This is a genomic window from Mycobacteriales bacterium (assembly GCA_030697205.1).
GTDB lineage: Bacteria > Actinomycetota > Actinomycetes > Mycobacteriales > SCTD01 > JAUYQP01.
The window spans coordinates 193,305-219,787 of the sequence record JAUYQP010000013.1; the positions used below are offsets into that span (position 1 = coordinate 193,305).

Below are 26,483 nucleotides of genomic sequence, written 5' to 3' on the forward strand. Positions count from 1 at the left end.
GGGCGCCAGGCCCACCCCCACCGCCCCACCCCCAGATCAGGTGATCGACAGGTGGTCTGCACGCGACACACCGGCGAGTCCCGTGCAGGTCACCTGATGATCAACAGCACATTGTGCTCGACGCCCACGCTCGCGCCCGGCGCACAGCGCGTGCACATGTGCTGTTGATCTCGGGTCGGCAGGCACTGGGGTCACCCGAGGGTGCCGGTGACCTGCTCGACACCGGCGGCGTCCCGGACGCGGAACGACACCGCGTCGGGGCGGAGCACCGCGGAGTTGAGCCGGCACCATCGTGCGCGCGCCGGTGCCGACGAAGGCGCCGGCGGTGCTACGGACGCCCTGCCGGTCGAGGACCTCCACGGCGTACGTCGTGCCCTTCTCGAAGCCGGTCGCCGTGAGGACGATCTCGACCCCCCACGTGTGGGCGATCGCGCGGGCCTCGGCCTGCACGCCCGGTGCGGAGGTCACCCGCAGCGCCTCGACGGTGGCAGCGGGCGGGGCCTCGCGGGAAAGACCGGTGGCGGTCGCGATGCCGCCGACGAGGACGGCCAGTGCGGACGCTCCGGCGAGCACGACCTGCAGCCGGCGCATCCGGGCCTCGGCGGCGCGGCGGCGCGCGGCGATCTCGGTGACGACGCGATCGGCGAAGCCGGCGCTCGGCAGCAGCGCGCCGCTGTCCACCTCGTCAGGGGTCAGCCTGCCGAGCAGCCCGGCGGTCTCAGTGAGCTCGGCGAGCGCGTCCTGGCAGCGGGCACAGCTGGCGACGTGGCGCTCCGCGCGAGCGCGCTCGGCGGGGTCGAGGACGCCGAGGGCGAGCGGGCCGAGCAGGTCGGCGACCTGGTCGTGGGTGTCGCGGCGCGTCATGACGGCGCCACCTCCATCTCCTCGAGGACGAGCCGTTGCGCGCGCAGGGCGTAGGTCGAGCGGGACTTCACGGTGCCGGCCGGGACACCCACGACGACGGCAGCCTCGGCGACCGACAGCCGGCGGTAGTAGAGCAGCGTCAGCACCTCGCGATGCGCCGGCGTGAGCCGCGACAGGGCCTCCGTCATCGTCCACGCGCCCAGCGCTGCCTCCAGCTCGTCGGCGGCGGGAGCGGTCTCCAGCAGCCACTCGTCGCCGGCCGTGCGCGGACGGGCCGCGTCGGCGCGGTGCAGGTCGGTGACGAGGTTGCGGGCGATCACGAACATCCACCCGCGCAGCTCGCCGCGGGTCGGGTCGAAGGTCTCCGCCCGCCGTCAGGCCCGGACGAACACCTCCTGCACGACGTCCTCGGCGCGGCCGCGGTCACCGAGCTGCCGGGTGACGTAGGCGAGCAGCGCGCCGCCGTGCTCCTCGACGAGAGCGCGCAGGCCGGCGTCGGGGGCCGCCTCGAGTCGGGTGGTCGCCACGCCCTCACCTACGGACGCCGGGGCCGGACGGTTCGACGCGCGGCGTAGGTTCGCCGACATGGGCCCGCTGCTGCGCCGCCGTGGACGTCCGGTCTTCGTGAGCCCGGCCGAGCAGGCGACCCACGATGCGCTCCACGAGGCCTCGTTGCTGGCCAGGCCCCTGCGCGAGGGCCTCACCGTCGACGCCGCGGCCCGCAGCGCCCCCCACCTGCACCGCCTCCTCGGCGGCGCCGCCGTCGCCCTCCACGACCTGGAGTCGCTGCTGGTCTGGGAGGGGTCGGGCGACCACCACGTCCCCACCAGCACCGCTGACGAGGCGATGGCCGACGGGCGTACGACGATCAGCCGCGACCTGGCCTGCACCGTCCCGGACTGCCCAGTCCGGACCGCCGTGGTGACGCCGCTCGTCGTGGACGACCGCGTGGTCGGTGCCCTTGGGTCGTACTCCTCCTCGGTCTCCCCGGGGCGGGTCCGCACCGTCGAGGAGGTGGCGCGCTGGGTCTCGGGCCAGCTCGAGCTGGCCGAGCTCGACGACTCGCGCCGCCGGCTCGGCGAGGCGCAGATGAGCGCACTGCGCGCGCAGATCAGCCCGCACTTCGTCTACAACGCGCTCACCGCCATCGCGTCGTTCGTCCGCACCGACCCGGAGCGCGCTCGCGCACTGCTGCTCGACTTCGCCGACTTCACCCGCTACTCGAGCCGGACCCATGGCGACTACACGACGCTCGCCGAGGAGCTGCGCTCCATCGACCGCTACCTCCGGCTGGAGCGGGCCCGCTTCGGCGATCGGCTCGACGTCGTGCTGCGCGTCGCCCCCGAGGTGCTCCCGGTCGCGGTCCCCTACCTGTGCCTGCAGCCCCTGGTCGAGAACGCCGTGAAGCACGGCATGGAGGCCGGCACGGGACGGGTGACCATCGCGATCCTCGCCGAGGACGCCGGGGCCGACTGCACCATCTCGGTGGAGGACGACGGGGCAGGCAGCGACCCCGACCGGATCCGGGCGGCGCTGGCCGGCACGGCCGGCAGGTCGCAGGGGCTGTCCAACGTCGACGCACGCCTGCGCGCGGTCTTCGGCGACGACCACGGGCTGGTCGTGGAGACCGCGCCCGGGGCGGGCACAAAGGTGTCGCTGCGCGTGCCGAAGTTCGTCGCCGGGGTGCGGGCCTCGTGACCCGGCAGCTGGCCGTCCTCGCCGTCGACGACGAGCCCCCCGCCCTCGACGAGCTGGCGTTCCTGCTGCGCGCCGACCCGCGGGTCGGCTCGGTCCGCACGGCCACCGACGCGACGACGGCCCTGCGGGCCATCGACGAGGGGGAGGTGGACGCGGTCTTCCTCGACATCCGGATGCCCGGGCTCTCCGGCATCGACCTCGCGCGTGTCCTCGGCCGGTTCGCGGACCCGCCACAGGTCGTCTTCGTGACCGCGCACGACCAGGCGCTCGACGCCTTCGCCCTCGGTGCCGTCGACTACCTCCTCAAGCCGCTGCGGCAGGAGCGGCTCGCCGAGGCCGTGGGGCGCCTCATCGAGCTGCGCGCAGACGGCGCGGCGGCCGCGCCCCCCGACAACGAGACCATCGCGGTCGAGCTGGGCGGCGTGACGCGGTTCGTCGCCCGCGACGACGTGCTCTACGTCGAGGCCTCCGGGGACTACGCGCGGCTGCACACCGCCACCGGCAACCACCTCGTGCGGGTCGCCCTCGCCACGCTGGAGGAGCGCTGGGCCCGGGCGGGCTTCGTCAGGGTGCACCGCTCCTACCTGGTCGCCGCGGGCCACATCACGGAGCTGCGCGTGGAGCCGGGCGGCGGCAACGCGGTGCAGGTCGGAGGTACGACGATCCCCGTCAGCCGGCGCCACGCACGCGAGCTCAAGGACCGGCTCGTCCGCCGGGCACGCACCCAGAGCGGCGAACGCGGGTGAGTGACGCGCGCCGCGTCACCGTCACCGGCCCGCGGACGCATGCCGGGCGTCGGCCACCTGGCGCGCCCGCACTGCGGGCCCTGTCGGAGCAGGACGTGGTCGGCGAGCTCCTGGTGCGCTCCCTGGTGCGCGCCCAGCTCGCTCTCGCGCTGCGTGTCGGCGGGCTGTTCTTCGCGCTGCTCGCCGGGCTGCCCCTGCTGTTCGCCCTCGTGCCCGCGACCCGCGACGCGACGGTCCTCGGTCTGCGTTTGCCCTGGCTGCTGCTGGGCGTGGCAGTCCACCCCGCCCTGCTCGCCGCCGGCTGGGCCTACGTCAGGGGTGCCGAGCGCAACGAGAGGGAGTTCGTCGAGCTGGTGCGCCGGTGAGCCCAGCCGGCCTCGACGTGGTCGCGGTCGTCCTCGTCGTGGTCGGGACCGTCGGCATCGGCGTCTACGGGCTGCGGATGGCCCGCACCACCAGCGACTTCCTGGTGGCCTCGCGCAGCGTCGGACCGTTGTGGAACGCGAGCGCCATCGGCGGGGAGTACCTCAGCGCCGCGTCGTTCCTCGGGGTCGCCGGCCTGGTGATGGCCTACGGCGCCGACGCCCTCTGGTACCCCGTGGGCTTCGTCGCGGGCTACCTCGTCCTGCTGCTCGTCGTCGCTGCGCCGCTGCGCCGGTCGGGGGCGTACACGGTGCCCGACTTCGCCGAGGCGCGGCTCGGCTCCCGCCGGGTCCGCGGCATCTGCACCGTGCTGGTCGTGGGCATCGGGTGGCTCTACCTCGTGCCCCAGCTGCAGGGGGCCGGCCTCACCCTCCGCGCGACGACCGGTGCGCCCGTCTGGGTCGGCGCGGTCCTCGTCGCGACAGTCGTCATCGTCAACGTCGCGGGCGGCGGCATGCGCAGCGCGACCTTCGTGCAGGCCTTCCAGTACTGGCTCAAGCTCACCGCGCTCGCCGTGCCGGCGCTGTTCCTCGTCCTTGCCTGGCGCGCCGACGGGTCCCCGGACCTGGCGTCACCTGCGGGGCCGGTCTTTCGCGAGAGGACCACCGTCGAGGTCGACGCCCGCGTCGTCATCGAGGTCACCCGACCGGTGGTCGTGGTGCTCGACGGCGCGACGACGACCCTCGTCCCGGGCGAGCGCACCCTGCGCGAAGGCAGCACGCTGGTCTTCCCGGCCGGGTCGGAGGTCCCCCACGTCGCGCGGCTCGAGGCGGCGACGGGTGCGGACTGGGCCAGCCCGCTGTCGGGCGCGGGAGGGACGGAGCACCCGCTGTACTCGACCTACGCCCTGGTGCTGGCGACCTTCCTCGGCACGATGGGCCTGCCCCACGTGCTGGTCCGCTTCTACACGAACCGCGACGGACCGGCTGCGCGTCGTACCACCCTGGTCGTCCTCGCGCTGCTCAGCGCCTTCTACCTCCTGCCCGCTCTCTACGGCGCCCTCGGCCGGCTCTACGTCCCCGAGCTGCTGCTCACCGGTCGCACCGACGCCGTCGTCCTGGCCCTGCCCGGCGCTCTGCTCGGCGGGACAGGCGGCCAGCTGCTCGAGGCCCTGCTCGTGGCGGGCGCCTTCGCGGCGTTCCTGTCCACCTCGAACGGGCTGCTCGTGTCGACCGCCGGGGTGCTGGTGCAGGACGTGCTGCGCGGGACGGTGCGCGACTTCCGCAAGGCGGCGGTGATCGCCGGGCTGGTGCCGCTCGCGCTCGCCCTCCCGGCGTCCGGGCTCCCTGTCGGCCAGGTCGTCGGTCTGGCGTTCGCCGTGGCCGCGTCGTCGTTCTGCCCGCTGCTGGTGCTGGGGATCTGGTGGCGGGGCCTGACAGCGGCCGGAGCAGCGGCGGGCCTCTGCGCAGGTGGCGGGTTGGCGGCTGCCGCCGTGCTGCTCACCCTCTTCGGCGCGGTCGACCGCGGGTGGCCGGCGGCGCTGCTCGCGCAGCCGGCGGCGTGGACGGTGCCGACCGCCTTCGCGGTGATGGTCGGCGTCTCGCTCGCGACCCGCGCGCAGGTGCCCCGCGACGTCGGTCGCACCATGCTGCGTCTCCACGCGCCCGAGGCCCTCGGCCTCGACCGGCCCCGCGACGCCTGACCGCTCGGCGCGCTCTCCCGACCGCTCGGCGCAGGACCCGGGTCCACCGGCGCAACACGGCCGACAACCCGGTGACGCGGTCGCCCCTCGTTCCTACGGTGACCGCCATCACGCCGCCGAGCAGAGGGAGATCCGGGTGAGCACCACGCACGAGCGCTCCGCCACCTACGCGGGAGGGGGGTCCACCTACGCCGAGGTCCAGGCCACCGACGAGTTCCAGGGGCTGAAGCGGACCCTGCGCCGCTTCGTCTTCCCGGCGACGGTGCTGTTCCTCGCCTGGTACCTCGGCTTCGTGCTGCTGACGGCCTACGCCCGCGACCTGATGGACAACAAGGTCCTCGGCGAGATCAACGTGGCCTACGTCCTCGGGCTCCTGCAGTTCGTCTCGACCTTCGCGATCGCCTTCGTCTACTCCCGGTACGCCGACAAGCACTTCGACCCGACGGCGGACCGCATCCGCGAGCGCCTCGAGGCCGACGAGCCGAGCGGCACGCGCATCGACCTCACCGACGGCACGCCGGTCGCCGGGGCGCAGCGGTGAACCCGGTCGCGGCGGCGGCCGCCGTCGACGGCGGGCAGCGCGCCCTGACGATCGGCCTGTTCGTGGCCTTCGTCGTGCTGACCCTCGTCATCACTGTCAAGGCGAGCCGCAACAACCAGACGGCAGCCGACTTCTACTCCGGCGGGCGCTCGCTCACCGGGCCGCAGAACGGCGTCGCCATCGGTGGCGACTACATGTCGGCCGCGAGCTTCCTCGGCATCGCCGGCATCATCGCGCTGTCGGGCTACGACGGCTTCCTCTACTCGATCGGCTTCCTCGTCGCCTGGCTGGTCGCGCTGCTGCTCGTCGCGGAGCTGCTGCGCAACAGCGGGAAGTACACGATGGCCGACGTCCTCGCGTTCCGCATGAAGCAGCGGCCCGTGCGCGTGGCCGCGGGCATCTCGACGATCACCGTCTCGATCTTCTACCTGCTCGCGCAGATGGTCGGCGCGGGTGCCCTCGTCACGCTGCTTCTCGGGGTCAGCAGCCCCGCCGCGAAGAACATCACCATCGTCGCGGTGGGCGCGCTGATGATCTTCTACGTCACCGTGGGTGGCATGAAGGGCACCACCTGGGTGCAGATCATCAAGGCCGTGCTGCTGATGACCGGCACGACCCTCGTCACCATCCTCGTGATGATCAAGTTCGGCGGCAGCGTGAGCGCTCTGCTGGGCGCGGCCGCGGAGAACAGCGGCAAGGGCGACGCCTTCCTCAACCCGGGGCAGAAGTACGGCACCGTGCTGCAGGGCGTGACCGGCAAGCTCGACCTCATCAGCCTCGGCATCGCGCTGGTGCTCGGCACCGCCGGTCTGCCGCACATCCTCACGCGCTTCTACACGGTGCCGGACGCCAAGGCCGCCCGGAAGTCCGTCCTGTGGGCGATCGGCATCATCGGCTCGTTCTACCTGATGACGATCGCCCTGGGCTTCGGTGCCGCGGCCCTGGTCGGGCGGGCGGACATCATCGCCCAGTCGCCGTCGGGCAACACCGCCGCACCGCAGCTGGCGCAGGCCATCGGCGCGGACTTCTTCGGCGACACCGGCGGCACCCTGATGCTCGCCATCATCGCCGCGGTCGCCTTCGCCACGATCCTCGCGGTCGTCGCCGGCCTGACCCTGGCGTCGTCCAGCTCCTTCGCCCACGACATCTACGCCAGCGTCATCAAGCGGGGCACGGCCAACGAGCGGCAGGAGGTCCGCGTCGCACGCATCGCCGCCATCGCCATCGGTGCTGTCTCGATCGTGCTGAGCATCTACGCGCAGAAGCTCAACGTCGCGTTCCTCGTCGCGCTGGCCTTCGCTGTCGCCGCGTCGGGCAACCTGCCCGCGATCCTCTACAGCCTGTTCTGGAAGCGCTTCAACACCGCAGGCGCCGTGTCCGCCATCTACGGCGGCCTCGTCTCCAGCGTCGTCCTCGTGGCCTTCTCGCCGGTCGTGTCCGGCAAGGTCGTCCCGGGCGTCAACGGCGCCCCCGACACCAGCGGCTCGCTGTTCGGGCTCGGCACCGACTTCTCGTGGTTCCCGCTGGAGAACCCCGGGCTGGTCTCGATCCCCTTCGGCTTCTTCTGCGGCTGGCTCGGGACCGTGCTGTCCAAGGAGTACAACGCTGAGAAGTACGCCGAGATGGAGGTCCGCTCCCTCACCGGCGCCGGCTCCGAGAAGGCAGTCGCGCACTGACCCTCCCCACCCCGACCCATGACGGGGGCGCCCGGGCAGTGACCGCCGGCCGCCCCCGTCGTACGTTCGCCAGACCGACCCGTGGAGGAACCCCGTGACGCAGCAGACCGGCCTCGATGCCCTGTCGACCGAGAACCGCCGCTTCGACCCGCCTGCCGACCTGGCCGCGCACGCCAACGTCACCGCGGACGCCTACGAGCACGCGGCCAAGGACCGGCTCGGCTTCTGGGAGGAGCAGGCGCAGCGCCTCGAGTGGGCGACGCCGTGGACCGAGGTGCTCGACTGGCAGCCGCCCTTCGCCCGCTGGTTCGTCTGCGGGGAGCTCAACGTCGCGGTCAACTGCGTCGACCGCCACGTCGCCGCTGGCCACGGCGACCGGGTCGCGATCCACTGGGTCGGCGAGCCCGAGGGCGACCGCCGTGACCTCACCTACGCCGACCTGCAGCGCGAGGTCTGCCAGGCGGCCAACGCGCTCACCGACCTCGGGGTCCGCGCCGGCGACCGGGTCTGCCTCTACCTCCCGATGATCCCCGAGGCGATCGTGGCGATGCTCGCCTGCGCGCGCCTCGGCGCCCCCCACAGCGTGGTCTTCGGGGGCTTCAGCTCGCAGTCGCTCGTCGACCGGATCACCGACGCCGACGCGCGCTTCGTCATCACCGCCGACGGCGGCTACCGCCGCGGTGCGCCGTCGGCGCTCAAGCCCGCGGTGGACGAGGCGCTGGCCCGCTGCCCGGGGGTCGAGAAGGTGCTGGTGGTCCGTCGTACCGGCCAGGAGGTCGGCTGGGACGACACCCGCGACGTGTGGTGGCACGACGTGGTGGACGCTGCCAGCGAGACCCACGAGGCCGAGGCCTTCGACAGCGAGCACCCGCTGTTCCTGCTCTACACCTCCGGCACGACCGGCAAGCCGAAGGGCATCCTGCACACCACCGGCGGCTACCTCACGCAGGTCGCCTGGACCCACCAGGCCGTCTTCGACCTCAAGCCCGAGACCGACGTCTACTGGTGCACCGCCGACATCGGCTGGGTGACCGGGCACTCGTACGTCGCCTACGGCCCGCTGGCCAACGGCGCGACGCAGGTGCTCTACGAGGGCACTCCCGACGCGGGTGGCCAGGACCGGTGGTGGCGCATCGTCGCCGAGCTCGGCGTGACGATCCTCTACACCGCACCGACGGCGATCCGGACCTTCATGAAGTGGGGCGACGAGCTGCCGGGAGCCCACGACCTCTCGAGCCTCAGGGTCCTCGGCAGCGTCGGTGAGCCGATCAACCCGGAGGCCTGGATGTGGTACCGCCGGGTCATCGGCGGCGACCGGTGCCCGATCGTGGACACCTGGTGGCAGACCGAGACCGGGGCGATGATGATCAGCCCGCTGCCGGGGGTGACGTCGTGCAAGCCGGGGTCGGCGATGGGGCCGCTGCCGGGCGTCTCGGTCGACATCGTCGACGGCAACGGCAACCCCGCGCAAGCCGGATTCCTCACCCTCGACGAGCCGTGGCCGGCGATGCTGCGCGGCATCTGGGGAGACGAGGAGCGCTTCCGCGAGACCTACTGGAGCCGCTTCGAGGGTCGCTACTTCGCCGGTGACGGCGCCAAGTGGGACGACGACCAGGTGCTGTGGCTGCTCGGCCGCGTCGACGACGTCATGAACGTCAGCGGCCACCGCATCTCCACCACCGAGGTCGAGTCGGCGCTGGTCAGCCACCCGTCGGTCGCCGAGGCCGCGGTCGTCGGCGCCGAGGATCCCACCACCGGTCAGGCGATCGTCGCCTTCGTCACCGTGCGCGGCGACGTCGCCGACGACGTGTCCGGCGGTGAGGCCTTCGCCCAGGAGCTGCGCGACCACGTCGCGAAGGAGATCGGGCCGATCGCCAAGCCGCGCCAGATCCTCATCACGCCCGAGCTGCCCAAGACCCGCAGCGGCAAGATCATGCGCCGGCTGCTGCGCGACGTCGCGGAGCACCGCGAGCTCGGTGACGTGACGACGCTGGCCGACCCGACGGTCGTCAACGCCATCAATGACAAGATGGGGTCATCCAGCGCGGAGGACTGACTCCCTGCTGGCGGTGTGCCGGGAAGCCTGGTCGGCGGTCCGATGCCGCCTGCCCCGAGGAGAACCGTGCGTTTCGCCGACTACCTGCGCGTCGAGCGCAACGGCGGGCTCGTCATGCTCGCCGCCACCGCCCTGGCGCTGGTCGTCGCAAACACCGTGCTCGCCGGTCCCTACGACGACCTGCGCCACCTGACCTTCGGGGTCGAGGCGCTCGACGCGCGACTGCCGCTCGAGGCCTGGGTCGCCGACGGGCTGCTCGCGATCTTCTTCTTCGTCGCGGGCCTCGAGGTCAAGCGCGAGCTGGTCGTCGGCGAGCTCGCCGACCGCAAGCTCGCTGCGCTGCCCGCGCTCGCGGCACTCGGCGGCATGGTGGTGCCAGCGCTGGTCTACCTCGCCGTGACCGCCGGGTCGGACGGGGCCGGTCGCGGCTGGGCCGTGCCCGTAGCGACCGACATCGCCTTCGCCCTCGCCGTCCTCGCGGTCTTCGGCGCCCGCGCGCCGATCTCGCTACGCGTGCTCCTGCTGAGCCTCGCCGTCGTCGACGACCTGGGTGCGATCGCGCTGATCGCCGTGCTCTTCACCGACGACCTCGAGCTCCTCCCGCTCGCCGGCGCGGTCGCGCTGCTGGTGGCCTACGCCGCCCTCGTGCGCCGCAACCGCACACCCTGGTGGCTCGTCGTCCCTCTTGCCGTCGCCGTATGGCTCTGCGTCCACGCCTCCGGGGTGCACGCCACGGTCGCCGGCGTGGCCCTCGGGCTGCTGACCCGGGTGCACCGCAGGGACGGGGAGATGGAGTCGCCGGCCGAGCGGCTCGAGCACCGGCTGCAGCCGTGGTCCGCGGGGCTGATCGTCCCGCTGTTCGCCTTCACCGCCGCCGGCGTCGCGGTCTCCGGCGACGCGCTGCGCGACGTCGTCACCGAGCCGGTCGGGCTCGGCATCGCGCTCGGCCTCGTCGTCGGCAAGCTGGTCGGCGTGCTCGGGGGCGCGGCGCTGGCCGTGCGGCTCGGCCTCGCCGCGCTGCCGGAGTCGCTGCGGTGGCGCGACGTCGCCGCCGTCGCCGTGCTGGCCGGGTGCGGCTTCACCGTGAGCCTGCTGATCGCCCAGCTGGCCTTCGACGGCGCCGTGGCCGAGCTCGCCACCGTCTCCGTCCTCGTCGCGAGCACGCTGGCGGCCGTCACCGGAGCCCTCGCCCTGCGCCTCGCGCGTCCGGAGCCCGCCGCCCGCTGAGCGGGCAGTTCTCCCGATCGGGCTCTCCGAGGAGCGGGGCACCACTAGATTGCGCGGCGTGGACGACCGCCCGGTGGTGCTGCTCGCGGAGGACAGCCCGACCGTGCGCGCGCTCGTCCGCGTCGAGCTCGAGGACGCCGGCTACGCCGTCGTCGAGGCCGCTGACGGCCGCGTCGCCGTCGACCTCGCCCGTCAGAGCGCCCCGTCGGTGGTGCTGCTCGACGTGGAGATGCCGGTGCTCGACGGCTACGGCGTGATCGCGGAGCTCAAGGTCGATCCTGCGACCCGCGACGTGCCGGTGGTCATCCTCACCGGCCAGGCCGACCTGGTGAAGGCCCTCGACGCCGGGGCGCACGACTTCGTCCGCAAGCCCCCGCAGCAGGGCGAGCTGCGGGCCCGGGTCGCCGCGGCGGTCCGGGTGAAGGTGCTGCAGGACGAGCTGCGCGCCCGCGCCGACGAGCTCGAGCGGGTCAGCCGCACCGACCACCTCACCGGCCTGCACAACCGCCGCCACATCGAGGAGCACCTGCGCAGGCTGCGCTCCGGGGCGCGGCGCCACGGCTACCCCCTCGCCGTGCTGGTCATCGACGTCGACCACTTCAAGCAGGTCAACGACACCCTCGGTCACGCCGGCGGCGACGAGGTGCTCATCGAGGTCGCCCGCCGCCTCGGGGCGACCGTTCGCCGCGAGGACCTGGTCGGCCGGTGGGGCGGCGAGGAGTTCATCGTGCTGGCGCCGCACACGGACCTGCCTGCCGCGGCAGCGCTGGGCGAGCGGCTGCGGATGGCCGTCGGCGGGACCCCCGTCCTGGGTGGTGGTCGCGCGCTCACCGTGACGATCAGCGTCGGCGCGGCCGCCGGCGACGGTGACGACGACCTGGTCGTACAGGCCGACCGCCACCTCTACGCCGCCAAGGCCGCGGGCCGCGACCGGGTCGAGGCCGACGCCACCGTGTGACCGGCGAGCGGGCCGGGTAGGCCGACAGCACGACCGACCCGCGGGTGGGTCGGCGTACGACCGACCCGGAGGTTCCCGCCATGACCGCGCCCGACCCCGCACCCGAGAGGGACGACCAGTGACGGCCCGGCAGGCCGACGACCTGACCGTCGAGCCGTCCCTCGGCCAGCTGGTGTCCACGGCCACGGCCGACCTGTCCGAGCTGCTCCGCAAGGAGGTCCAGCTCGCCAAGCTCGAGATCACCCAGGAGGTGGTCCGGGCCGGCAAGGGCGCCGGCATGCTCGGCGGGGCGGGCGTCGCAGCGGGACTGGGAGCGCTCTTCCTCACCATCGCGCTCGCCTTCGCGATCGGCAGCGCGGTCGGCCTCGGCTGGGGCTTCGCGATCGTCGGGCTGCTCTACCTCGTGGCCGCCGGTGCGCTGGCGCTGACGGGCAAGAAGGGCCTGTCGCGGCTGGGCCCGCCGCGCCGCACCATCGAGACGGTCAAGGACGACCTCGACTGGGCGAAGCACCCCACGCACACCTGACGGGCGGCCCGCGGGCGTGTGACACCCTCGGCGCCATGCCGCCCGAGGAGTCCGTCGCGCTGGTCGACGGCCCGTGGCGGCACCGCGAGGTCACGGCCAACGGCATCCGCTTCCATGTCGCAGAGTGCGGCCCGGCCGACGGCCCGCTCATCCTGCTGCTGCACGGCTTCCCGGAGTTCTGGTGGAGCTGGCGCCACCAGCTCGAGGCGCTCGGCGCTGCGGGCTACCGCGCGGTCGCGCCCGACCTGCGCGGCTACGGCGCGTCCGACAAGCCGCCTCGCGGGTACGACCAGTACACGCTGTCCTCCGACGTCGCCGGGATGGTCCGGGCGCTCGGCGCGCACGACGCGGTCCTCGTCGGGCACGACTGGGGCGGCTTCCTCGCCTGGGCCGTCGCGACCCTTCACCCACGGGTCGTGCGCTCCCTCGTGGTCCTCGCCGCACCGCACCCGCTGCGGTTCCGCCAGGCCCTGCGCAGCGACCTGGCCCAGGCGCGCGCGTCGTCGTACATCGGGTTCTTCCAGCTGCCCAAGGCGCCCGAGGCGCGGCTGGTGCGCGACGACGGCGCCTACGTCGCCGAGCTGCTGCACCGCTGGGGCGGGCCGGGCTTCCCCGACGCGGAGACCGAGGCGCGCTGCCGCGAGGCCATCCAGGTGCCCGCCGTCGCGAACTGCTCGCTGGAGTGGTACCGCTGGGCCGCGCGCTCGCTGACCCGGCCGTCGGGGCAGCGCTTCACCCGGCTGCTCGAGCGCGGCGTGACCGTGCCGACGCTGCAGCTGCACGGGGCGCTCGACACCTGCCTGCTGCCGACGTCCGCCCACGGCTCGGGTCACTACGTGCGCGCGCCCTACGAGCTGCGGGTCCTCGACGGGCTCGGGCACTTCGTGCACGAGGAGGACCCCGAGCTCGTCACCGAGCTGCTGCTCGAGCATGCGGGCGCGTGACCGGCTGGGCCGACCGGTCCCGGTGGACTCCCCCGACGCCGTCCTCGACCCGCCGTCCGTGCCGCTGTCCGAGGCACTCGAGCTTGCCCGCACGCTGGCCGCTGTGGGCCGGTGGTACTCCGCGCACGACGTGCTGGAGGAGGCCTGGAAGGCCGACCGTGACGGCCCGTGGCAGGGGCTCGCGCAGGTCTGCGTCGGCATGACCCACCTCCAGCGCGGCAACGCCGTCGGAGGCGCCCGCCTCCTGCGCCGCGGCGCCGCCACCCTCGCGGGGCACGCCGACCACGCCGGGCTGGCGCGCCGGGCCGAGGACGCCGCCGCCCGGGCCGAGTCCGGCGACCTGCCGACCCTGGCCCTCTAGCCTTCGCCCGCCACATAGCCGGCGACCTCACGCGGCTGTCGGAGTTCCTGCCGTGGCCGGCGCGCACCGACACCGCCGAGGGCGCAGCCGCGTGGCTGGCCCCCTACGAGACCGGTGACGAGGGCCGGGTCGTCGCTGCCGGGGCGTGGCACGGCGACGAGCTGGTCGGCGGGATCGTGCTCTTCCGCCACGACCCCGCAGCAGCGACCGTCGAGCTCGGCTGCTGGGTGACGGCGCCGGCCGAGGGCACCGGAGTCGTGCGGGCCGCCTGCGTCGAGGGGCTCCGCACGGCGCGCGACGAGCTCCGGGCGGAGCGGGTCACCTGGCAGTGCGACCCGCGCAACGAGCGGTCCTTCGGCCTGGCCCGCCGGGTCGGGTTCGTCCACGAGGGGACGCTTCGCTCGGCGTACGTCCTGCGGGGTGAGCGGACCGACGTCGCTGTGCTGGGACTCGTGGGCGGGGAGATCGACCGGGCGGTGTCAGGCAGCTGAGCTGCGCTGCTCCGCGGCGAGCGCGAGGTTGTCGAGGAAGGCCTCGGCCATGGACTGCAGGGCGCAGACCGTGAGCCGGCTGCCGGAGACGTCGGCGGAGGTGAGCTCGAGCGCGGCGAAGGTCGACGGCGTGCCGTCGGCGCCGGGGGCGTAGGCGAGGGTGAGCTCGCCGGCGGTCAGCGGCAGGCCAGGGCCGGCCCACTCGAAGCGGGTGACGAACGACGTCGGGGTACGTCGCGGCGGCAGTGCTCGCACGGCGGCCGACGTCGAGGACTCGGACGAAGGGAGTTCGGCCTCGACGAGGACCCGGCCGCCGGCGTCACCGACGCGACGGACGCCGGGCCACAGGTCCATGGCGGTGGGTCCCGCGAGCAGCAGCGCAGTGCTGGTGGGGTCGGCGGCGATGCGGCGGCTGGCCCGGGTGGTGGTGCGCTCGCCGGTGCCGGTCTGGGCGGCATGGGCGGCGGCCAGCGCGGAGGCCGCTCCCACCGGGAGTCCGAGGGCGCGCGGACGGTCCACGGTCACGACGCACCTCCTCCCGCCGACCGCTGGTGGCCGACTGCTTGCAAGAGTAAGCACTCTGCAACCACCGCGTCGAGCAGGCGCCGCTGTGAGGACCGACTCAGTCGCAGGACTGGGTGCTGACGCGCGTGGTCGCGGTGGCCCCGGCGCGCGCGTCGGAGGCCACCTCGGCCGCGGTCAGGGCGTAGCCGGTCTCGGGGTCGTCGGCAGCGGCGGCGAAGATCACGCCCAGCACCTTGCCCTGCGTGTCGATGAGCGGCCCGCCGGAGTTGCCCGGCTGCACCCGCCCGCGCAGCGCGTAGATCTCGCGGACGACCGTGCTGCGCTGGTAGATGTCGGGCCCGCGAGCCTTCTGGGTGCGGGCGATGCGGGCGGCGTCGGCGCGGAACGGCCCGTCGTTAGGGTAGCCGACGACGACCGCGCTCTGCCCCGTGGAGGCCGGGCCGGTGAAGGCCAGCGGCGAGCGGCCGAGGCCCGGCACCCGCAGCACCGCGATGTCGCGGCCCGGGTCGTAGAGGACGACGGTGGCGCGGATCTTGCGGTCACCGACCTCGACGTCGGGGTCGCGCACGCCTGCGACGACGTGGGCGTTGGTCATGACCCGCTCGGGGGCGTAGACGAAGCCGGTGCCCTCGATGCGGCGCTGGCAGTCCTCCGCGACACCGGTGATCTTGAGGACCTCGTCGCGCACGGACTGCACGGCCGCGGACCGCGCGAGCGCCGGGTCCGGCGGGTCGACGTCGGCGGCCTCGGTCGGGGCGAGACCGCCGAACACCTCCGGGAAGCCACGGTCGTCGATGAGGGCGCGGAAGTCGGCGAAGAAGCGCTTGCCGGCCGCCGGCACCGCGTCGTCGACGATGGCCAGGACCTGCGAGCGGCGCACCTGCGACGCCAGCCCGGTGAAGGGCGACGAGGCGACCGCGGTCCCGACCAGCCACGCCACGAGCAGCAGCGAGACGACGCTGATCGCCCCGCCGGCGAAGGCGTCGACGACCCGCGCCGGCTTCCACGTCAGCCGCCGCCGCAGGGCCGCGCCGACCATCGTCGCGACGACCTGGCCGACGATCGCGAGGAAGAAGACCGCCCCGAGGCCGACCGCCGCGGTCGGCAGCCCGTCGAAGGCGGAGGTGCGCGCGAGGTCCGGCGCGATCTTGGCCCCGAGCACCCCGCCGCCGAGGAAGCCCACGAACGACAGCACCCCGACGACGAAGCCCTGGCGGTAGCCGGACACGGCGAACAGCAGCGAGGCTCCGAGGAGCACGAGGTCGAGCAGGTCGCCGCGCACCGTCAGAACCTATGCCGTACGACGATCACGCGCGGCGTCACACCGGACCGTCACACCGGACCGTCGCCGGGGCGCGGCGCGAAGGCCCCCCGGGCGGCGAGCGCGACCGTGGCCGCGTCGAGCTCGCGCCGGCGGGAGCGGTCCCAGGGCAGCTCCATCCCGGCGGCGGCGAGCAGCCGGTCGAGCAGCCCCGCCGTGAAGCCCCACACCAGCAGGTCCGCGACCTCGAAGCCGGGCCCGACCCAGCCGCTCGGGTGCGTGACGGAGACGCGGTTGGCCGGGTCGACGAGGTCGGACACGGGCACGCGGACGACGTCCGCCACCTCGGCCAGGTCGACGGCGCGCACTGGGTGCGGCTCGCGCCAGAAGGCGAGCACCGGGTGGACGACGAAGCCCGACGGCGGGATGTAGAGGCTCGGCAGCAGGCCGAGGACGTCGACCGAGGAGGCGTCGAGGCCGACCTCCTCCTCCGCCTCACGCAGCGCCGCCGCGACCGGCCCGTCGTCCTCGGGGTCGACCGCCCCGCCGGGGAAGGCCGGCTGGCCGGCGTGGGAGCGCAGGGTGTGGGCCCGCTCGATGAGCAGCAGGTCCGGTCCGTGCGGCCCCTCGGCGAACAGCACGAGCACCGCGCTGTCGCGGCCGCCCTCGGCAGGCGGGGCGAAGCGCGTGAAGTCCTCGACCCGCAGGGCGGGCAGCGCGTCGACGAGCGGCTGCAGCCAGGCAGGGACGGTCACACCGTCACGCCCAGGTGGGTCTTCACCAGGTCGAGCATCTCCTGCAGCGACGCGATCTCCCCGCGCTCGACGTGGGCGACCCGGCCGTCGGCGGCGAGGAAGACGGTGACGGGCGGCCCCGCGCTGTAGGTGCGGAAGAAGGCACCGTCATCGTCGACCAGCGACGGGTAGCGCATGCCGGCCGCGACCGCGAAGTCGAGGCCCTTGTCGAGGTCGTCCTGGGTGAGCACGCCGACGACGTCGACCTTCCCGGTCGCGCGGGTCGCGAGCTGCACCAGCTCGGGGATCTCGCGCTTGCACGGGTCGCACCACGAGCCCCACGCGTTGACCAGCGTCGGCCGGCCGGTCCCGGTCGCCTGCATCCGCACCGCCGGCCCACCGCCCAGGCACGCCAGCTCGAGGTCGGGCAGCTCGGCCGACAGCCCCGGTGGGCAGGCCGCCAGCGCGGCGCGCTCGCGCAGCCCTACGAGCTCAGCGGACTCCGGGTCGCCCCCTGCCCGGACGGCCTGCACGACGAAAGCGGCCGCGAGCAGGACGACGACGACCGCGAAGCCCACCACCTGCTTGCGCGTCACCGGAACGCCTCCGGGCCCTTGACCAGGGCAGCCGCCATTTCGGGGTCGGTCGGGCCGATGCCGTAGGAGGGGCACAGGGCCGCGATCGAGCAGGCGCCGCAGGCCGGCTTGCGGGCGTGGCAGACCCGGCGGCCGTGGAAGATCACCCGGTGGGAGAACATCGTCCACGTCGCCTTCGGCAGCAGGTCCGCGACCACGGCCTCCACCTTGACCGGGTCCTCCTCCTCGGTCCACGCGAAGCGCCGCACCAGCCGGCCGAAGTGGGTGTCGACGGTCAGCCCGGGCACTCCGTAGGCGTTGCCGAGGACGACGTTGGCGGTCTTGCGGCCGATCCCGGGCAGGGTCACCAGGTCCTCGAGCCGCGCGGGGACCTCCCCGTCGTACCTCTCGACGAGCGCCGCACCGAGGCCGATCAGCGAGGTCGTCTTGTTGCGGTAGAAGCCAGTGGGGCGGATCAGCGCCTGGAGCTCCTCGCGGTCGGCGCCGGCGTAGTCCGCGGCGGTGCGGTAGCGGCGGAACAGCGCCGGCGTGACCTCGTTGACGCGCTTGTCGGTGCACTGCGCCGACAGGATGGTCGCGACCGCGAGCTCGAGCGGGCTCGTGAAGTCGAGCTCGCAGTGGGCGTCGGGGTGCGCGAGCGCTAGCTCGCGGTCGGTGCGGCGGGCCCGCCGGACCAGCCCGGTGCGCGTCTCGGGGGCGCGACGGGGACGGGGCGGCACGCGGTCGAGCGTACGTCCGGGGGAGATCACTCGCCCGAGCGGGTGACGCCGCGCGGGAGCTTCTCAAGGATCACCGGGATCGTGACGAACTTCTCCGTGACGGTGACAGAGAGTGACTGTCGAGGAGGAGACCATGGACGCCGTGGAGATGGTGCGCCCGCCTGCCCCCCGGGGCAGCCGGGCGGCGAAGGGCGCCCCGCACCCCGTGCCGCAGCGCAGCGGCGACTACGCCCACCTGACGCTCGACTCCCTGCGCTCCTACCGCAAGGCGCTGTCGGCCGAGGAGGGCAAGGTCTCCTACTGGCGCCGCATCATCCAGGCCCGCCTCGACGTCCTGCGCGAGGGCAAGACCGCGACCCTCGACGCCGACCACCTGCGCCCGGTCCTCACCGACGAGCGGGTCACCTCCGGTCGGGCCGTGCTCGTCGAGGTGCTCGACCACGACGACATCCCGCCGCTGCCCAACCTCGCCGAGCTGTGGGACCGCCGCGTCCCGCCCGGAGACGTCGAGAGCGAGGCGCGCCTCGACGCGGACCTCGCGACCGCCGAGGCCCAGCTGTCGGCCTACCGCGCCGCGCTGCACCGCCGGATCGGCGACGCGACCGGCGAGCTCATCGCCCGCTACCGCGAGCACCCGTCGCTGTGCCTGTCGGCGCTGCCCGTGGAGCCCGAGCGCCGGGCGGTCTGAGAACCCCTTGCGCGGGTAGGAGCCGACCGTGCGCGCCCTCCCCCTGACACTGCTGCTCCCGCTGGGTCTGCTGCTGCTCATGCTCGTCATGGAGCGGGTCGAGCAGCCGCTGCGGCGCGCCTCGGTGGGCGACCAGCTCGAGGCGTTCTTCGACAGCGCACGCCCCGAGGACGTCGAGGCCTTCGTCAGCGAGGGCGCCGCGCCGGCCCTGGAGCGCTACTGGCGCAGACGGCGACTCGGCGGTCTCCTGCCCGGTCGGTCGCGCTGACGCAGGGGTGACGTGGAACACTCCGTCAGCAGCATCGACGACGGAGGGTGAGCGGTGGACGAGGTCCTCGCGAGGGCAGGCCTGTTCCAGGGCATCGCGACCGAGGCGGCTGAGGCCGTCGCGGCGTCACTCGAGTACGCCGACTACACCCGCGGCGACGCCGTCTTCGAGGAGGGCGAGCAGGGCGACACGCTCTACATCGTCCTGACCGGCAAGGTGAAGATCGGGCGCAAGGCCGCCGACGGCCGCGAGAACATGCTGTCGGTCATGGGACCGTCCGACATGTTCGGCGAGCTGTCGCTGTTCGACCCGGGTCCGCGCACCGCGACCGCGACGGTCGTCACCGACGCCCGGCTCGCCTCGCTCGCGCACACCTCGCTGCGGCCGTGGATCACCGACCGGCCCGAGATCGCCGAGCAGCTGCTCCGCGTGCTGGCGCGTCGCCTTCGTCGTACCAACGACGCCCTGGCCGACCTCATCTTCACCGACGTCCCCGGCCGGGTCGCCAAGGCGTTGCTCGGCCTCGCCGACCGCTTCGGCACCGAGGAGGACGAGGGCACCCGCGTGCACCACGACCTCACCCAGGAGGAGCTCGCGCAGCTCGTCGGCGCGTCCCGCGAGACCGTCAACAAGGCGCTCGCGGACTTCGCGTCGCGCGGCTGGCTGCGGGTCGACTCGCGCGCGGTGACGATCCTCGACCCCGAGCGCCTCGCCCGCCGCGCCCGCTAGCTAGCGCCCGCACCTTCCGGCGTCCGATCCCCTGGCGATCGGGTGGCTTTCGTCGGCGTGTTGCCGCCCGACACGCCGAGATGACCCACCCATTCCCCGGGAGGGTCGGTGACGGCGGGCCGCCGTCACCGCTCGTCGAGCTCGTCGGGGCGCAGCGGCTCCTCGCCGGGCTCGAGCAGGCCGGCGATCTCGCGCAGCCCTTTCCACGTGGGGTCGTCGATCGCGAACACCTGCACGTCATGGGTGTCGAGCCCCGGCGGCGGCTCGGCCTGCCAGCGCTCGAGCACGGCGGTGCTGCGGGCGTAGGCGACGTACTCCCGCACGCCCTGCAGCGTCAGCGACGACACCAGCCGCGCCTCGCTGCCGAGCGCGTCGACGAGCGCCTGCTCGAAGGACCGCAGCAGCGGCGCGTCGAGCTCGCCCGGCTGCCCGAGCGCGTCGGGCTCGTTGAGGTGCACGCCGAGCCCCACCTGCACGGGGTGGCTCGGGAAGGGCGCGGCCAGGGCCACCGCCTCGTCGACGAGGGTGATGACGGGCAGGCCGTCGGAGGTCGCGGTCAGGGTCACCCAGCGCGGGGGCAGGCTGTCGAGGTCCACCCGCCCATCCCACCACCCGCCAGGGGTTCGCCCGCCGTCCGGTCCCGTGTCCGGGCGGATGTGGCGATCACGCAGGCGGGTGCGCGCTCACGTGATCGCCACATCCCGGAGCGGGTCGGGCGTCGGCGTACCGGCCATGGGCTGATGTGGCGATCACGCAGGCGGGTGCGCGCTCACGTGATCGCCACATCCCGAGGGGGTACGACGCAACCGCCCGCGGGTCAGGGTGCGGCGAGCAGGCGCTCGGTGGCGGCGACCTCGGAGCGCTGGCCGGTCGAGCGGGCGACTGCGAGCGCCTCCTGCAGCGCAGCCGTCGCGCCGTCGGGGTCGCCGGTGGCCCGCAGCGCGGCCGCGAGGGCGCGCAGCGAGAGGACCCGCGACCGCACGTCCTCCGCGGGCAGGTCGACGGCCTCGCGGGCGGCCACGAGCCCCTCGTCGGTGCGCCCCAGCTGCACCAGCAGGCCGGCCCGGTGGGCGAGGGCCTGGCGGCGGGGGAAGAGCAGCGCGGGTGCGCTGCTGGCACCCACCGCGGCGTCGAGCTCGGCCAGGGCCTCCTCCAGCCGACCGCGGGCGCGCAGGACCTGCGCGAGCAGCACCTTCGCCCCGAGGGCGGCGTGCGGCTCGAGGTCGAGGCTCGCGAGCAGCGCGGACGCCTGCCAGACCGCGCCCTCGGCGGCGTCGAGGTCGCCGCGGTCGAGGTGGGCGTAGCCCGCGGCGACGTGGGCGAGCGAGGCAGTGACCGGGTGGTGCCCGCGCTCGGCGACCTCGACGGCCTCGGCCAGCAGCGCCACGGCGCGGTCGGGGTCGTCGGCGCCGCGGGCGGCAACCCCCTGCGCGACGAGGGCGAGCGACTGCCCCCAGGCGTCGCCGAGCTCAGCGAAGCGCTCGGTCGCGCGGGCCGACTCCTCGGCGCCGGTGGCGACGTCGCCGAGCTCGGCGGCCGCGAGCGCGTCGATGGTGAGCAGGGCCGCGACGCCCCACCGCTCCTGCATGGCCTCGCCGAGCGGCAGCACCGAGCCGGCCAGGTCACGCGCCTCGGTGAAACGGCCCTGCAGCAGCCGCACCAGGCCCTCGGTGCCCGCGACCCAGGACAGCCCGCCCATGTCCTCGAGCGCGGAGAAGACCTCCGCCGCCTCCTCGAGGACCTGCTCCGCGAGGGGGTAGTCGCCTCGGGTGGTCGCGCTCCAGGCCAGGTGCTGCAGGGCCCAGCCCGCACCGCGCTGGTCGGCCACCGCCACGGCCAGCGCATGGGCCTCGCGGAAGCGCGCCTCCGCGTCGCGCAGCCGGCCGTCGACGTAGTCGAGCAGCCCGAGCCGCCGCAGCGCCTCCCCGGTGACCCGGTCGATGCCGGCCGTCGAGGCGGCCGCGAGCGCCGACACCAGCGCCTGGCGCGCACCGACGAGGTCCCCCCGCTTGCGGCGCAGCTCCCCCAGCACCACGAGGGCTCCCGCCCGCACACCCTCCTCGGCGACGGCCAGCGCGGGCCGGAGCTGCTCCTCGGCCTCGTCGAGGCGGTGCTGTGCGACGAGGGCCTCCGCGTGCGCCACCCGCACCGGGATCACGAGGTCGCCGGGCAAGGGCCCGAACGGGCCGGTCGCGTCGAGCGCGAGGGCGCGCGCGAGCACCCGCTCGGCGGTCGCTGCGTCGTCGCGGCCCAGCGCCGCCTGGCCGACCCGGGCCAGCGCGGTGAAGGCGACCCCGCGGGCCGCCCACGCGGGGTCGTCGGACGCGAGACCCATCTCGGCTGCCAGCCGGACGGCCCGCTCCCCTTGCGAGGCGGTGACGAGGTCGGCCTCTGCCGTGCGGCTGCCGTCGTCCTGCGCGTGCAGCGCCGCGGCCGCGTGCCGACGGGCCCGCTCGGCCTTCGCCAGACCCGAGTAGGCGACGTCACGCACCAGCGTGTGGGTGAACCGCAGCGCGCCGCCCTCCGGGTCGGGTTCGAGCAGCCGCCGCTCGGTGAGCTCGCGCAGCGCGGCGTCGACGACGTCGGGCTCGCCGTGGCCGGAGGCCCTCCCGACCGCCTCGAGGCCGGCCCGCGTGAGCCGCTGACCGAGCACGCTCGCGTCGCGCAGCACGCCCTTGGCGGCCCCGTCGAGCCCGTCGATGCGCGCGGCGAGGACGGCCTGGACGCCCGCCGGGACGTCCTCGGTCAGCTCGCCGTCGAGGACCCAGCCTCGCTCGTCGCGGCGCAGCAGGCCGCGGTCGACGAGCAGGTGCAGCAGCTCGGCGAGGAAGAAGGGGTTGCCCTGCGCGCGCGACAGCAGCGCCTCGCGGACCTGAGGCTCGAGATCGGTGTCACCGAGGTAGGCCCGCAGCAACCGCTCGACCGCCGGCTCCTCGAGCGGCAGGAGCGGCAGCACCTCGACCTGCGGCAGGCCACGCCACCACTCGGAGGTGCTGACCATCTCGTGGCGGCCGACGCCGAGCAGCAGCACCCGTCCCGGCACCCCGGCCGCGACGTCGAGCAGCCCCTCGAGCATCGTCGGGGTCGCCCAGTGGAGGTCGTCGACGACCAGCAGCAGGAGGTCCTCCGCGGCCAGCGCGGCGAACAGCGCCGCCACGGCCTGCCGCACCTGGTCCCCGCCGGTGGGAGTGCCGGGCGTCGCCCCGTCGCGCGGCGGACCCGCAGAGTCCTCCTCGAGGCCCAGCAGTTGCTGCAGCCGCTCCGTCATCGACGGCGGGACGCTGCCCGGCCAGGTGGGGTGCTCCAGCCGGGCGACAGTGCGGGCCACCCGCTCACGAGCGGTGTCGACGTCGTCGCCCTCACCGATGCCGCAGGCGGTGCGGACCATCTCCGCGACGGCAGCGAGGTCTCGCCCCTCGCCGTACGGCGCACACCGCCCCCACAGCACCCGGGCCCCCGGCAGCTCACCCGCGAAGCGGGCGATCTCCTGTGCCAGCCGGGTCTTGCCGACGCCGGCGTCGCCGGTGACCAGCACGGTGCGGGCGACACCGCGCTCCGACGCGTCGAGCAGCCGGCCGACCAGCAGCCCGAGCTCCGCGTCGCGGCCGAGGAACGGAGCCTCGTCGCCGAGGCCGAGCCGCGACGCCCCTGCCGACCGCAGGCCGACGAGCTCGAAGGCCTCGACGAGCTCGCGCTTGCCCTTCAGCCGCAGCGGCGCCAGCGCCCGCCACGACGCGATCGACATGGTGGCGAGCGCCGTGTCGCGCCCGGCGTAGACCGCCCCGACACCGGCCGCGTCGGACAGCCGCGACGCGGTGTTGACGGTGTCTCCGACGACGGTGTAGCTCAGGTGGGCCTGCACGCCCGCGAGGACCTCGCCGGTGTTGAGGCCGACCCGCAGCCCGAGCCGCCGGCCACCACCGCTCTCCTCCTCGACGACCCGGCGCACCGCCGACTGCATCCGGGCCGCGGCCCGCACCGCCCGCTCCACGTCGTCCTCGTGGGCGGTCGGCGCACCCCACACCGCCATCAGCCCGTCACCGGTGAGCTTGTCGACGTGTCCGCCGTAGTCGGCGACGACCTTGGTCAGCGTCGACAGCACCCGGTCGGTGACGACACCGACCCGCTCCGGGTCGAGCTCCTCCGACCAGCTGGTGAAGTCCGACAGGTCACCGAAGACCACCGTGACGACGCGGCGCTCCGCGGTGATGTCGGCGGCCGCGGTCTCGCGCAGCGGGGTCCCGCACGAGAAGCAGAAGCGCGCACCCGGCACGGCCGGCGTGCCGCACGCCGGGCAGGTCATGTGCGCAGGTAGAGCAGCTGCGCCTCGACCGACATGCGGGCCGCGGGCCAGAGCACCCGGTCGACGTCGGCGTAGACGACCTCGACGACCTCGTCGGGGGTGGTCGCCCCCGCCTCGACCGCCGCCCGCACCTGCTCGAGCCGACCCTCCCGGTGGGCGAGGTAGTGGTCGGCGGCAGCGCCCGCCGACGCGAGCTCCGGCCCGTGACCCGGCAGCACCATCAGCTCGCCGAGCTCGCGCAGCCGGCGCAGGGAGTCGAGGTAGTCGGCGAGGACCCCGTCGGGGTGCGCCACGACGGTAGTGCCGCGACCGAGCACCGTGTCGCCGGTCAGCACGGCGTCGGGCAGCACGAACGACAGCGAGTCGGCGCTGTGGCCGGGGGTCGCAAGGACCCGCACCTCGAGGCCGCCCCCGGTCACGACGTCACCCTCCCCAAGCCCCAACTCACCGAGGCGGTGGGCCGGGTCGAGCGCCCGCACCCGCGCGCCGGTCAGCTCCGCGAAGCGAGGCGCGCCCTCGCTGTGGTCGTAGTGACCGTGGGTCAGCAGCACCTCGTCGACGCGACCGGCGGCCGCGACCACGGCCTGCAGGTGCGCCTCGTCGAGCGGCCCCGGGTCGACGACCACGCAGCCCTCGGCACCCGGCGCGCGCAGCACCCAGGTGTTGGTGCCCTCCAGCGTCATCGGGCCCGGGTTGTCGCAGCGCACGACCCCCGCCGTCCCGGTGACCTGCCGGAGCGCGCCCATCAGACGGAGTAGCCCTCGTCGCCCGGCAGCAGGAAGCGGATGCTGCCGTCGTCCTCGACGAGGATCCTCGGGAGCACGGGTCGCACCGCGCGCTCGCTCGCGAGGACGGCGCCGACATCGTCGTACGACGCAAGGTCCGTGAGCGCCGCGACCGTCGGCGGCATCAGGTGGAAACCGCCTTCGAGGGCCGTGCGCGGCGCGACCCAGACCCGCTCGTCGGCCTCGCCGCCGACGTCGCGGCAGACCTGGCCGGCCGGCATCTCGGCGAGGAAGAAGCGGGTGTCGAAGCGCTTGCTCTCGACCTCAGGGGTGATCCAGTGGGCAAGCGGGCGCAGCAGGTCGGCGCGCAGCACGAGACCGCGGCGGGCGAGCAGCTCCGACAGCGACTGCTCGCGGGCCTCGAGGGAGCGGCGCTCCTCCTCCCACTCGTCGGTGGAGACGTCGGCGAGCAGCTCGGTCTCGGACGGGCCGGCGAGCAGGACCCCAGACTCCTCGAAGGTCTCGCGGACCGCGGCGCACACCAGGGCGCGCCCGAGCGACTCGTCGGCACCGAAGACCTCGCCCCACCAGGCCGCGGGCGGTCCGGCCCAGGCGAGGTCGGCGCCCGCGTCGGCGGCGTCGACCGACCCGCCGGGGAAGACGTGCATGCCGCCGGCGAAGGCCATCCCCTTGACCCTGCGCAGCAGGTAGACCTCGAGCGGCCGGCGCACCAGCACGACGGTGGAGGCGTGTCGCGGCTCGGGCGGCACGTGCTCCCCACCCGCGAGCGCGCGGGCCCGGGCGACGAGGCTCTCGGGCAGGCCGGCGGTCACTGGGGCGCGCTCACGAGACCTCGACGACGACCTCGACCTCGACGGGCGCGTCGAGGGGCAGGGCGGCGACGCCGACCGCGGAGCGGGCGTGGACGCCCGCGTCGCCGAGGACCGCGCCGAGCAGCTCTGAGGCGCCGTTGACGACGCCGGGCTGGCCGGTGAAGTCGGGCGTGGAGGCCACGAAGCCGACGACCTTCACGACCCGGACGACCGACTCGAGGCCGACCAGGGCGTCGACGGCCGCGAGCGCGTTGAGCGCGCAGGTCGCGGCGAGCTCCTTGGCCTGCTCCGGGCTGACCCCGGCCCCGACCTTGCCGGTGACGGCGAGGGCGCCGTCGACCAGCGGCAGCTGACCGGAGGTGAAGACGAGCGAGCCTGTCCGCACCGCGGGGACGTAGGTGGCGATCGGCGGCACGACGGCGGGCAGCGTCAGGCCGAGCTCGGCGAGCCGGTCGCGGGCGCTCACGCCTTCGGGCGCTTCAGGTAGGCCACCAGCTGGTCGCCACCACCGGGGCCCGGGACGACCTGGACGAGCTCCCAGCCGTCCTGGCCCCAGGTGTCGAGGATCTGCTTGGTGGCGTGCACGAGCAGCGGGACGGTGGCGTACTCCCAGGCGGTCATGGCGCCGACCCTATCCAGCGGTCTCGCAGGGACCTCAGGCGGACTGCTCCATCTCGGCGGCGCGCTGCCGCAGCAGCCGCCGCCGCTCGAACTCGTTCATCCCGCCCCAGATGCCGTGCGGCTCCTCGACAGCGAGGGCGTAGTCGAGGCACTCGACCCGCACCGGGCAGAGCTGGCACAGGGCACGGGCCGCCCCCTCGCGCGCGTCCTTCTCGTCCTTGCGCTCGAAGTGCGCGGGGGCGAAGAAGTGCACGGCGTTGTCACGTCGGCACTGGGCCGAGGCCCGCCAGAAGGGTTCGGACAGCACTGTTCCACCTCGTTTCGCGCA

29 protein-coding genes and 1 pseudogene are annotated in these 26,483 nt (G+C 74.5%); 16 read left to right on the forward strand and 14 right to left on the reverse strand.

Going from position 1 to position 26,483, the window contains the following annotated elements:
* Window positions 1–36: 36 nt before the first annotated feature.
* Window positions 37–864 carry a zf-HC2 domain-containing protein gene (locus Q8R60_04285; protein ID MDP3711688.1) on the reverse strand — a complete coding sequence of 276 codons (828 nt, stop codon included), beginning with the start codon at window positions 862–864 and terminating at the stop codon, window positions 37–39.
* Window positions 861–1,451: pseudogene (locus Q8R60_04290) on the reverse strand (sigma-70 family RNA polymerase sigma factor). The gene Q8R60_04285 and the pseudogene Q8R60_04290 overlap by 4 nt, the downstream one beginning before the upstream one ends.
* On the opposite strand from Q8R60_04290, the gene Q8R60_04295 reads away from it, so the two are divergent.
* The 13 genes from Q8R60_04295 (at window position 1,450) to Q8R60_04355 (ending at window position 14,153) form a co-directional block, all read left to right on the forward strand.
* A complete protein-coding gene (locus Q8R60_04295) occupies window positions 1,450–2,562 on the forward strand; it encodes a histidine kinase (GenBank protein ID MDP3711689.1) in 1,113 nt (370 codons plus the stop codon). The pseudogene Q8R60_04290 and the gene Q8R60_04295 sit on opposite strands and share 2 nt — an antisense overlap.
* On the forward strand, window positions 2,559–3,308 hold the full coding sequence (locus Q8R60_04300; GenBank protein ID MDP3711690.1) for a LytTR family DNA-binding domain-containing protein: 750 nt from the start codon (window positions 2,559–2,561) through the stop codon (window positions 3,306–3,308). Before Q8R60_04295 ends, Q8R60_04300 begins: the two co-directional genes overlap by 4 nt.
* On the forward strand, window positions 3,305–3,673 hold the full coding sequence (locus tag Q8R60_04305) for a hypothetical protein (protein ID MDP3711691.1): 369 nt from the start codon (window positions 3,305–3,307) through the stop codon (window positions 3,671–3,673). Before Q8R60_04300 ends, Q8R60_04305 begins: the two co-directional genes overlap by 4 nt.
* The gene (locus Q8R60_04310) at window positions 3,670–5,373 is read left to right on the forward strand and encodes a cation acetate symporter (protein MDP3711692.1); all 1,704 of its coding nucleotides are present in this window, start codon (window positions 3,670–3,672) and stop codon (window positions 5,371–5,373) included. Before Q8R60_04305 ends, Q8R60_04310 begins: the two co-directional genes overlap by 4 nt.
* Before the next feature lie 136 nt (window positions 5,374–5,509).
* Complete coding sequence (locus Q8R60_04315) at window positions 5,510–5,914, forward strand: DUF485 domain-containing protein (GenBank protein MDP3711693.1); 405 nt, start codon at window positions 5,510–5,512, stop codon at window positions 5,912–5,914.
* A complete protein-coding gene (locus tag Q8R60_04320; protein MDP3711694.1) occupies window positions 5,911–7,590 on the forward strand; it encodes a cation acetate symporter in 1,680 nt (559 codons plus the stop codon). The genes Q8R60_04315 and Q8R60_04320 overlap by 4 nt, the downstream gene beginning before the upstream one ends.
* 94 nt (window positions 7,591–7,684) lie before the next feature.
* On the forward strand, window positions 7,685–9,646 hold the full coding sequence (gene acs / locus Q8R60_04325) for an acetate--CoA ligase (GenBank protein ID MDP3711695.1): 1,962 nt from the start codon (window positions 7,685–7,687) through the stop codon (window positions 9,644–9,646).
* Between the two features lie 66 nt (window positions 9,647–9,712).
* Window positions 9,713–10,873 carry a Na+/H+ antiporter NhaA gene (gene nhaA, locus Q8R60_04330; protein MDP3711696.1) on the forward strand — a complete coding sequence of 387 codons (1,161 nt, stop codon included), beginning with the start codon at window positions 9,713–9,715 and terminating at the stop codon, window positions 10,871–10,873.
* Window positions 10,874–10,931: 58 nt separating this feature from the next.
* Complete coding sequence (locus Q8R60_04335) at window positions 10,932–11,831, forward strand: diguanylate cyclase (protein ID MDP3711697.1); 900 nt, start codon at window positions 10,932–10,934, stop codon at window positions 11,829–11,831.
* A 118-nt stretch (window positions 11,832–11,949) separates the two neighbouring features.
* A complete protein-coding gene (locus Q8R60_04340) occupies window positions 11,950–12,357 on the forward strand; it encodes a phage holin family protein (GenBank protein MDP3711698.1) in 408 nt (135 codons plus the stop codon).
* Window positions 12,358–12,392: 35 nt separating this feature from the next.
* Window positions 12,393–13,301: an alpha/beta hydrolase gene (locus Q8R60_04345; GenBank protein MDP3711699.1), complete on the forward strand. Its 909-nt coding sequence runs from the start codon at window positions 12,393–12,395 to the stop codon at window positions 13,299–13,301.
* Entirely contained in the window at window positions 13,288–13,662 is a 375-nt protein-coding gene (locus Q8R60_04350) for a DUF309 domain-containing protein (protein ID MDP3711700.1), read from the forward strand. The genes Q8R60_04345 and Q8R60_04350 overlap by 14 nt, the downstream gene beginning before the upstream one ends.
* Window positions 13,663–13,697: 35 nt before the next feature.
* Window positions 13,698–14,153, forward strand: a complete 456-nt coding sequence (locus Q8R60_04355) for a GNAT family protein (protein MDP3711701.1) — start codon at window positions 13,698–13,700, stop codon at window positions 14,151–14,153.
* Here Q8R60_04355 and Q8R60_04360 read toward each other — a convergent pair.
* The 5 genes from Q8R60_04360 to nth all read right to left on the reverse strand — a co-directional run bounded on the left by Q8R60_04360 (window position 14,142) and on the right by nth (window position 17,988).
* On the reverse strand, window positions 14,142–14,678 hold the full coding sequence (locus Q8R60_04360; protein MDP3711702.1) for a hypothetical protein: 537 nt from the start codon (window positions 14,676–14,678) through the stop codon (window positions 14,142–14,144). The genes Q8R60_04355 and Q8R60_04360 overlap by 12 nt on opposite strands.
* A 97-nt stretch (window positions 14,679–14,775) precedes the next feature.
* The gene (locus Q8R60_04365; GenBank protein ID MDP3711703.1) at window positions 14,776–15,960 is read right to left on the reverse strand and encodes a MarP family serine protease; all 1,185 of its coding nucleotides are present in this window, start codon (window positions 15,958–15,960) and stop codon (window positions 14,776–14,778) included.
* A 50-nt stretch (window positions 15,961–16,010) separates the two neighbouring features.
* A complete protein-coding gene (locus Q8R60_04370) occupies window positions 16,011–16,694 on the reverse strand; it encodes a CoA pyrophosphatase (protein MDP3711704.1) in 684 nt (227 codons plus the stop codon).
* On the reverse strand, window positions 16,691–17,269 hold the full coding sequence (locus Q8R60_04375; GenBank protein MDP3711705.1) for a TlpA disulfide reductase family protein: 579 nt from the start codon (window positions 17,267–17,269) through the stop codon (window positions 16,691–16,693). Before Q8R60_04375 ends, Q8R60_04370 begins: the two co-directional genes overlap by 4 nt.
* Window positions 17,266–17,988, reverse strand: a complete 723-nt coding sequence (gene nth, locus Q8R60_04380) for an endonuclease III (protein MDP3711706.1) — start codon at window positions 17,986–17,988, stop codon at window positions 17,266–17,268. Before nth ends, Q8R60_04375 begins: the two co-directional genes overlap by 4 nt.
* Before the next feature lie 112 nt (window positions 17,989–18,100).
* On the opposite strand from nth, the gene Q8R60_04385 reads away from it, so the two are divergent.
* Genes Q8R60_04385 through Q8R60_04395 form a run of 3 tightly spaced genes read left to right on the forward strand, consistent with a single transcriptional unit; the run spans window position 18,101 to window position 19,673 of the window.
* Window positions 18,101–18,676, forward strand: coding sequence for a hypothetical protein (locus Q8R60_04385; protein ID MDP3711707.1), 576 nt, complete (start codon window positions 18,101–18,103; stop codon window positions 18,674–18,676).
* Window positions 18,677–18,704: 28 nt separating this feature from the next.
* The gene (locus tag Q8R60_04390; protein ID MDP3711708.1) at window positions 18,705–18,944 is read left to right on the forward strand and encodes a hypothetical protein; all 240 of its coding nucleotides are present in this window, start codon (window positions 18,705–18,707) and stop codon (window positions 18,942–18,944) included.
* Window positions 18,945–18,998: 54 nt separating this feature from the next.
* Window positions 18,999–19,673 (forward strand): Crp/Fnr family transcriptional regulator, encoded by a 675-nt coding sequence (locus Q8R60_04395; protein ID MDP3711709.1) that lies wholly within the window; start codon window positions 18,999–19,001, stop codon window positions 19,671–19,673.
* A 125-nt stretch (window positions 19,674–19,798) separates the two neighbouring features.
* Here the strand turns inward: Q8R60_04395 and Q8R60_04400 are convergent, their stop codons facing one another.
* The 7 genes from Q8R60_04400 to Q8R60_04430 form a co-directional block, all read right to left on the reverse strand.
* On the reverse strand, window positions 19,799–20,269 hold the full coding sequence (locus tag Q8R60_04400) for a DUF695 domain-containing protein (GenBank protein ID MDP3711710.1): 471 nt from the start codon (window positions 20,267–20,269) through the stop codon (window positions 19,799–19,801).
* Between the two features lie 221 nt (window positions 20,270–20,490).
* Window positions 20,491–23,976 carry an adenylate/guanylate cyclase domain-containing protein gene (locus Q8R60_04405; protein ID MDP3711711.1) on the reverse strand — a complete coding sequence of 1,162 codons (3,486 nt, stop codon included), beginning with the start codon at window positions 23,974–23,976 and terminating at the stop codon, window positions 20,491–20,493.
* A complete protein-coding gene (locus Q8R60_04410; protein ID MDP3711712.1) occupies window positions 23,973–24,722 on the reverse strand; it encodes an MBL fold metallo-hydrolase in 750 nt (249 codons plus the stop codon). The genes Q8R60_04405 and Q8R60_04410 overlap by 4 nt, the downstream gene beginning before the upstream one ends.
* Window positions 24,722–25,534 (reverse strand): NUDIX hydrolase, encoded by an 813-nt coding sequence (locus Q8R60_04415; protein MDP3711713.1) that lies wholly within the window; start codon window positions 25,532–25,534, stop codon window positions 24,722–24,724. Before Q8R60_04415 ends, Q8R60_04410 begins: the two co-directional genes overlap by 1 nt.
* 10 nt (window positions 25,535–25,544) lie before the next feature.
* Window positions 25,545–26,000, reverse strand: a complete 456-nt coding sequence (locus Q8R60_04420; protein ID MDP3711714.1) for a RidA family protein — start codon at window positions 25,998–26,000, stop codon at window positions 25,545–25,547.
* Window positions 25,997–26,155 carry a DUF4177 domain-containing protein gene (locus tag Q8R60_04425; protein ID MDP3711715.1) on the reverse strand — a complete coding sequence of 53 codons (159 nt, stop codon included), beginning with the start codon at window positions 26,153–26,155 and terminating at the stop codon, window positions 25,997–25,999. The genes Q8R60_04420 and Q8R60_04425 overlap by 4 nt, the downstream gene beginning before the upstream one ends.
* 34 nt (window positions 26,156–26,189) lie before the next feature.
* A complete protein-coding gene (locus tag Q8R60_04430) occupies window positions 26,190–26,462 on the reverse strand; it encodes a WhiB family transcriptional regulator (protein ID MDP3711716.1) in 273 nt (90 codons plus the stop codon).
* Window positions 26,463–26,483: the final 21 nt, after the last annotated feature.